At 68.7% G+C, this 6,617-nt stretch carries 6 protein-coding genes and 1 pseudogene; 5 read left to right on the top strand and 2 right to left on the bottom strand.

Features of this window, described 5'->3' with window-relative positions; all coding sequences use genetic code 11:
• Positions 1–26: 26 nt before the first annotated feature.
• A complete protein-coding gene (gene ltnD, locus ACP5E6_RS15335; protein ID WP_427955445.1) occupies positions 27–929 on the bottom strand; it encodes an L-threonate dehydrogenase in 903 nt (300 codons plus the stop codon).
• 302 nt (positions 930–1,231) lie between these two features.
• Between ltnD and ACP5E6_RS15330 the strand changes: the two genes are divergently transcribed.
• The 4 genes from ACP5E6_RS15330 (at position 1,232) to ACP5E6_RS15315 (ending at position 5,280) form a co-directional block, all read left to right on the top strand.
• Entirely contained in the window at positions 1,232–2,125 is an 894-nt protein-coding gene (locus ACP5E6_RS15330) for an NAD(P)-dependent oxidoreductase (RefSeq protein ID WP_427955443.1), read from the top strand.
• 224 nt (positions 2,126–2,349) lie between these two features.
• Positions 2,350–3,426: a type III polyketide synthase gene (locus ACP5E6_RS15325; protein ID WP_427955441.1), complete on the top strand. Its 1,077-nt coding sequence runs from the start codon at positions 2,350–2,352 to the stop codon at positions 3,424–3,426.
• A gap of 7 nt (positions 3,427–3,433) precedes the next feature.
• Positions 3,434–4,162 (top strand): methyltransferase domain-containing protein, encoded by a 729-nt coding sequence (locus ACP5E6_RS15320; RefSeq protein ID WP_427955438.1) that lies wholly within the window; start codon positions 3,434–3,436, stop codon positions 4,160–4,162.
• Positions 4,159–5,280, top strand: a complete 1,122-nt coding sequence (locus ACP5E6_RS15315) for an NAD(P)/FAD-dependent oxidoreductase (protein WP_427955436.1) — start codon at positions 4,159–4,161, stop codon at positions 5,278–5,280. The genes ACP5E6_RS15320 and ACP5E6_RS15315 overlap by 4 nt, the downstream gene beginning before the upstream one ends.
• A gap of 20 nt (positions 5,281–5,300) precedes the next feature.
• Here ACP5E6_RS15315 and ACP5E6_RS15310 read toward each other — a convergent pair whose 3' ends face one another.
• The gene (locus ACP5E6_RS15310) at positions 5,301–5,642 is read right to left on the bottom strand and encodes a phasin family protein (RefSeq protein WP_427955434.1); all 342 of its coding nucleotides are present in this window, start codon (positions 5,640–5,642) and stop codon (positions 5,301–5,303) included.
• Positions 5,643–5,892: 250 nt separating this feature from the next.
• Between ACP5E6_RS15310 and ACP5E6_RS15305 the strand changes: the two are divergent.
• Positions 5,893–6,617 (top strand): annotated as a pseudogene (locus tag ACP5E6_RS15305) (glycosyltransferase family 2 protein); the annotation flags it as partial.

The raw sequence follows: 6,617 nt of genomic DNA, 5'->3' as shown, positions 1-6,617 counted from the left end.
CCGCGTCAACCTCATCGCATATCGCTCTAATGCGCGACGGGAAGGTCGAGGGCGGCGATGGTGGCGAACAGGCGGGCGACCGAGGCGTCGTCGTCCTGGCCCATGCCGGCTGAGGCGGTCATCAGGAACAGCTGGAGTGCGGCACCCGCCATGGGAACCGCGAGCGGGGTGGCGCGCGCCATGTCGAGCACGATGCCGAGATCCTTGGTGAAGATGTTCACCGCGCTGCGGGGGGCGTAATCGGCATCGAGGATGTGCGGCACGCGGTTTTCGAACATCCAGCTATTGCCGGCGGAGCCGGTGATGACGTCGTAGAGTTTGCGCAGATCGAGGCCGAGTGCCGCGCCGAAGGCGATCGCCTCGCACGCGGCGGCGATGTGAACGCCGGCGAGGAGCTGGTTGACCATTTTGAACCCGGCGCCGATGCCCGGTGCGTCGCCGAGCTCGTGCAGCGTTGCCGCCATGGCCTCGAGCGCCGGGCGGGCCTGGGCGAAGGCGGCCTGGCTGCCGGAGGCCATGATGGTCAGCGCCCCGGTGGCGGCGCGGGCGGCGCCGCCGCTGATCGGGGCATCGAGATAATGCCGTCCGGTGGCCTCCAGCCGCGCCGCCAGGCCGCGCACGGTTTCGGGCGGCATCGTCGCGCAGGAGATGAACACGGCGCCCTCGGCCATCGCCGCCGCGCAGCCATCGGCCGCGAATAAGATCGCCTCGGTCTGGGCGGCGTTGACGACGACAGCGATGACGGCCGCGGCATCGCGCGCCGCCGCGGCGGGGGTGGCGGCGCTGAGCCCGCCGATCGCCTGCAATTGCGCGAGCGGTGCGGGCTGGACGTCGTGACCGGTGACGGTGAAGCCGGCGCGGATCAGCGACGCGGCCATGCCGAACCCCATGGCGCCGAGGCCGATGACGGCGATGCGCGAAGGGTCCATGGGATCAGTTCGGGCTTGAATGGATCGGGGGCATCGGTGGCGTGGCTCCAGGCGTGCCGCGAGGGGAGCGGCGGGGGCGGCGGGTGTGTCTATCGCGGCATTCGGGGCGGAATACAAGATGGGCGGGAGCGCCAGAGGGGCGCGACCGCCAGATGGGCGCGACCGCGGGGTGATAGCGCTGTCAGATCTGGATTGCGCGCGGGGATTTCCTGTCGCATAGCTGGGTGCGGCCCTCGTTTCGACAGCCTGTTTTGATGGGTGGTGGGGGGCGATCGGCGGTTCTCCTTTTGAAAGGCTGCGGCATGGTCACGGACAGAATAGGTTTCATCGGCGTCGGTCTGATGGGGCAGGGCATGGCGACGAATATTCTCGCGGCGGGTTATCCGCTGAGCGTGATGGGGCATCGCAATCGCGCGCCGGTCGAGGCGCTGGTCGGTCGCGGCGCCACCGAGGCGGCGACCCCGAAGGCGCTGGCCGCGGCGAGCGACATCGTGTTGCTGTGCGTGACCGGCAGTGATCAGGTGCGCGCGGTGATCGAGGGCGAGGACGGGCTCGCCGCCGCCGGCACGAAGCTGACCATCGTGGATTGTTCGACCTCCGATCCCTCGGTGACCACGCGGCTCGCGGCGGATCTGGCGCCACGGGGGATCGTTCTGATCGACGCGCCGCTCAGCCGGACGCCGAAGGATGCGTGGGAGGGCACGCTCGATGTGATGATCGGCGGCGCGGCGGTGGATGTCGCGCGGGTGCGGCCGGTGATCGAGACATTTGCGCGGCGCGTTGTTCATACCGGTCCGACCGGCACCGGGCATACCATGAAGCTGCTCAATAATTTCCTCTCGCTCGGCTATGGCGCGCTCTATGCCGAGGCGCTGATGCTGGGGCAGAAATCGGGCCTGACCGCCGAGGTGTTCGATCAGGTGATCCGGGGCGGGCGGATGGATTGCCCGTTCTATCAGACGTTTTTCAAATATGTGATCGAGCGTGACCGCGATGCGCATCAATTCACGCTGGAGAACGCGTTGAAGGACACGTCGTATCTCAACGCCTTCGCCCAGTCGCGCGGGGCGGCCAATCCGATGGCCGCCGCGGTGCGCAATTCCTACGCCATCGCGGTCGGCACCGGGCATGGCGGGGATTACGTGCCGATGCTGTCGGATATCATCGCCGCGCTGAACGGCCTGCCGCCGCGCTGAACGGAGTGCTGCGCAGGGCGGCGGCGGCTTCAGGCGCGCCCCCTGGACGCGCGCCCCTGGAGCGCGCCCCTGGAGCGCGATCGGTCGCGATGCCGTGCGGGTCGCTTGTCTTTGCCGGGATGCGCATCATGTCTTGGACGCGGCGACGGGTGAGGGCGGGGCGATCGGCCCCGTTTCACGGCAGGTTTTTGCGCGCCGCGTTTGATCGATGGAAGCGAGCGTCAATGTCCACGGCCTATATCAACCGGATCGGCACGGCGGTGCCGGAGAACGACATCCATTGCGGTTTCGTCGATTACGCGCGCACCATGCTCGATCCGCGCAAGGCGGCGGTGTTTGCGCGGATGGCGGCGCGGGCGGCGATCGAGCACCGGTATTCGCATCTGGCGATGGGCGATCTGGTCACCGGCACGGTGGATGCCCAGGATTTTTACCGGCGCGGCGCGTTTCCCGATATCGGGAAACGGATGGCGCAGTATGAGCGCACCGCGCCGGCGCTGGCGGCGCAGGCGATCGAGCAGCTCGGGCTGGGCGGGGAGGTTGAGCGGATCACGCATCTGGTGGTCGCCTCCTGCACCGGCTTCACCGCGCCTGGGCTTGATCAGCATATCGCGTGGCGGTTGGGGCTGCGGGGGGATGTGCAGCGCACGCTGGTGGGGTTCATGGGGTGTTCGGCGGCGGTGCCGGCGTTGCGGATCGCGCAGGCGGCGGTGCTTGCCGATGCGGCGGCGCGGGTGCTCGTGGTCAATCTGGAGCTGTGCACCCTGCATATGCATGAAACCGACGATCTGGAGACCGCGCTGACCTTCATGCTGTTCGGCGACGGCTGTGCCGCGACCCTGGTGAGCGCCGATGCCTGCGGGCTGGCGTTGCGGGATTTCCGGACCGCGACGATCCCCGATACCGAGGAGCTGATCACCTGGCGGATCGGCACGCAGGGGTTTTTGATGCATCTGTCGGGCGGGGTTCCCGGCCGGATCGCGGGGGCGCTGCGCGCGGACCTCGCGCGGACGGATGCCGCGGGGTTGTTGCGCGGCGAGGGCACCCAGTCGGTCGATCTCTGGGCGGTGCATGGCGGCGGGCGCACCGTGCTCGATGCGGTGGAATCCGGCTTCGCGCTGCCGGCGGCGGCGCTGGCGCCCTCGCGCGCGGTGCTGGCGGCGCATGGCAACATGTCCTCCGCGACGGTGATGTTCGTGCTCAAGCGGATGATCGAGCGCGCGACGTCCGGGGCGCGCGGCATGGCGATGGCGTTCGGGCCGGGGATGGTGGCGGAGACGTTCAGGTTCAGCGTGGTCTAGGCGGATGATGTCGAACCGCCTCACCCCGATCCCTCCCGCGACCGGCGCCGTTGACCTTTCGCGCCGCAGCACCCGGCCCGAGGTGATGGACGACCCGGCGCTCGACCCCGCGATCTATGCGCGGTGCATCAGCGATCTGGCCAAGGTGAACCAGATCACCTTCACCCATCGGCCGGTGTTGCGCTGGCTGGCCGCCGTGGCGCCGGCGGGCGGGGTTTCCGTGCTCGATGTGGCTTATGGCGATGGCGATCTGCTGCGCGCGATCGGGCGCTGGGCGGCGCGGCGCGGCATTGACATGCGGCTGAGCGGGGTTGATCTGAACCCGAGGAGTGCGGTGGCCGCGCGCGCGGCGACACCGCCGGATCTGACGATCGCGTATCTGACCGGCGATGTGTTCGATTTCGCGCCGGACCCGAAGCCGGATTTCATCGTGACGTCGCAATTCACCCATCACCTCGATGATGCGCAGCTGGTGCGGCTGCTCGGCTGGCTGGACCGGACCGCCGTGCGGGGCTGGTTGATTACCGATCTGCACCGCCACGCGCTGCCGTATTACGGGTTTCGCGTGCTGGCGCGGCTGATGGGCTGGCATGATATTGTTGTGTCGGACGGGACCATCTCGATCGCGCGGAGTTTCCGGCGGGCGGATTGGGAGGCGGCGCTGGCCGCCGCCGGCGTGCGTGCTGAAATCAAGTGGCGGTTTCCGTTCCGCTATGTCGTCTCGCGGGTCCGGTGAGCGCGATTATCGTTGCCGGTGGCGGTCTGGCGGGTGGGGCGGCGGCGTGCGCCCTGGCGCAGGCCGGGCGGGAGGTGGTGGTGCTGGAGCGGGACCGGGCGCCGGCGCACCGGATGTGCGGCGAGTTTTTGAGCATCGAGGCACAGGCGTCGCTCGCGGCGATCGGGCTCGATGTCGAGGCGCTCGGCGGGGCGCGGATTGCGCGGCTGCGGCTGGTGCGTGACGCGGCGGCGGTTGGCGTCGCGCTGCCGTTCCGGGGCCTGGGCGTGACGCGGCGGCGGCTGGATGCGGCGCTGCTCGATCATGCCGCGTCCTGCGGCGCCATTGTGCGGCGGGGCGTTGCGGTGCGCGGGGTTGATGCGCGCGCGGGGCTCAGGCTGGATCTGGCGGATGGGAGCGCGCTGCGGCCGGAGGTTCTGCTGCTCGCGACCGGCAAGCACGATCTGCGCGGGGTGCGGCGGCGGGCGGCAATGCCGGAGGCGCTGGTCGGGTTCAAGATGTATTTCCGGCTCCGCCCGGCGGCGCAGGCGGCGCTGCTTGACCATATCGATCTGATCCTGTTCGCGGATGGCTATGCCGGGTTGCAACTGGTCGAGGACGGGATGGCCAATCTGTCGCTCCTGGTCGATCGGGCGCGGGTGCAGCGCACGGGCGGCACCTGGGCGGGGCTTCTGGCCGATTTGCTGGCGCGCAACGCGGTTCTGGCCGATCGGCTGGAGGGGGCGGTGCCGCTGCTCGACCAGCCATTGTCGATCTTCCGGGTGCCGTATGGGTTCGTGCATCGGCCCGGCCCGGATGATCCGGCGGGCGTGTTCCGGCTGGGCGATCAGGCGGGGGTTATTCCCTCGTTTACCGGCGATGGCATGGCGATCGCGCTGCACAGCGCCGCGCGCGCCACGGCGGCGGTGCTGGGCGGCGGAACGGCCTTCGCCTATCACGCGGCACTGCGGCGCGACATTCGCGGCCAGATCATGCGCGCCGCCGCCCTCTACCGCGTGGCGCGGGGCGCGCCGACGCAACGGCTGCTCTTTGAGGCCGCCGGTGTTTTCCCGGGGCTGCTGCGCCTCGCGGCGCGCTATACCCGCGTGCCACAGCTGGCACGATCACTGCCGAGCTAGCCGCCTGAGTTCGAGCCGCCTCAGGGAGGCGTGACGGCGCTCTTGACGGCGGCGATGCGGTGTTTGACCGGTTCGAACGCCGTGGTGAAGACGGTGGTGGTCAGGGTCGCGATGTGGCGGCTGTCGGCCACGGCGGCCTCGACGCCCTGCTTGATCAATTTCTGCTGCAATTCGATGAATTCCGCCGGGGTTTTCACGCTGGCGAGGGATTTCATCGCATCGCTCAGATTTTTGGCGTTTCTTGCGGCGAGGTCCTGATAGGCCTTGGTCAGCTCATGGGTGGCGCGGCTGAAGGCATCGCCATGTTCGGCGCTGGCGGCTGGATGCGCTTCGGCTTGATTTGGGGGGGCGGGCTTGCTCATGATGGAGTCTCCTCGGGGGATGATGCGCGGTTGGGGTGGCGTCGTCGCACGTCGTCAGGCGGAGGGATTCATGCGCCGGTTGGCGGTCTTGCGCATTGATCCAGATCATCGCGGCGGGCGGCGCTGATGCGGTGCAATAGATTGCGTGGAAGGTCTCTGGATTTCCGAACGGCCGCAAGGCAAGGTAGTGGTGGGGTCCGTGAATTCGCGCGGGCGGCTGATTGGACCGACATTGAACAGGGATAATTTCATGGCGAAACGGCCTGAGGCGCATGATACCGGCAAGACCGCGACACGATCTCCGCCGCTGGCTCCGCCACTGGCCCCGCCGCTGGCGCGGCCGCTGACCCCGCCGCTGGCGCGGCCGGGGCGGGTTATTCTGGGGTATCTGGACCGGATCGAGGAGGCCTCGCTGGCGGGGTGGGCGATCGACCCGATGGCGGCGGACCGGGCGCTGACCATGCGGGTGATGATCGATGGCCAGATCGCCGATGTGATCACCTGCGATGTCAATCGGCCGGACACAGCACCGCTCAACCTGCCCTCGACTCGGGTGGGGTTCGATTACATGATTCCGTTGCGGTTTCAGGATGGGTTGCGCCATGTGCTGTCGTTCGCGACTCTGGATGGCGATCCGATCCATCTGCCCGGACGCGGCGGGCTGGTGCTGCCGGAACTGCATTTCTGCCTGACGCGGCGCATGCATGTCGAAGGGGTGCTGGATGGGTTGGTCGATGGCATGATCCAGGGCTGGGTGGTCCGGGTCGATGAGCGGAGCAATGTCAAGACCGGCGGCGTGCGGGTGCTGATTTCGACCAAGGGTCAGCCGATCGCGGAGATTGTGGCCGATCAGTTTCGCGCCGATGTCGCCGATGCGATCGGGGCGGACCCGGCGTGCGGGTTCTCGTTCGCGCTGCCGCCGGAACTGCGCCACGGGCGCAGCGTGGTGCTGGATTTTCACACCATGCCGGAGCG

Source organism: Acidiphilium sp., from assembly GCF_049977125.1.
Lineage (GTDB): Bacteria > Pseudomonadota > Alphaproteobacteria > Acetobacterales > Acetobacteraceae > Acidiphilium.
The sequence above is the reverse complement of the archived record's forward strand: the minus strand, read 5'-3'. Positions and strand labels throughout refer to the sequence as shown.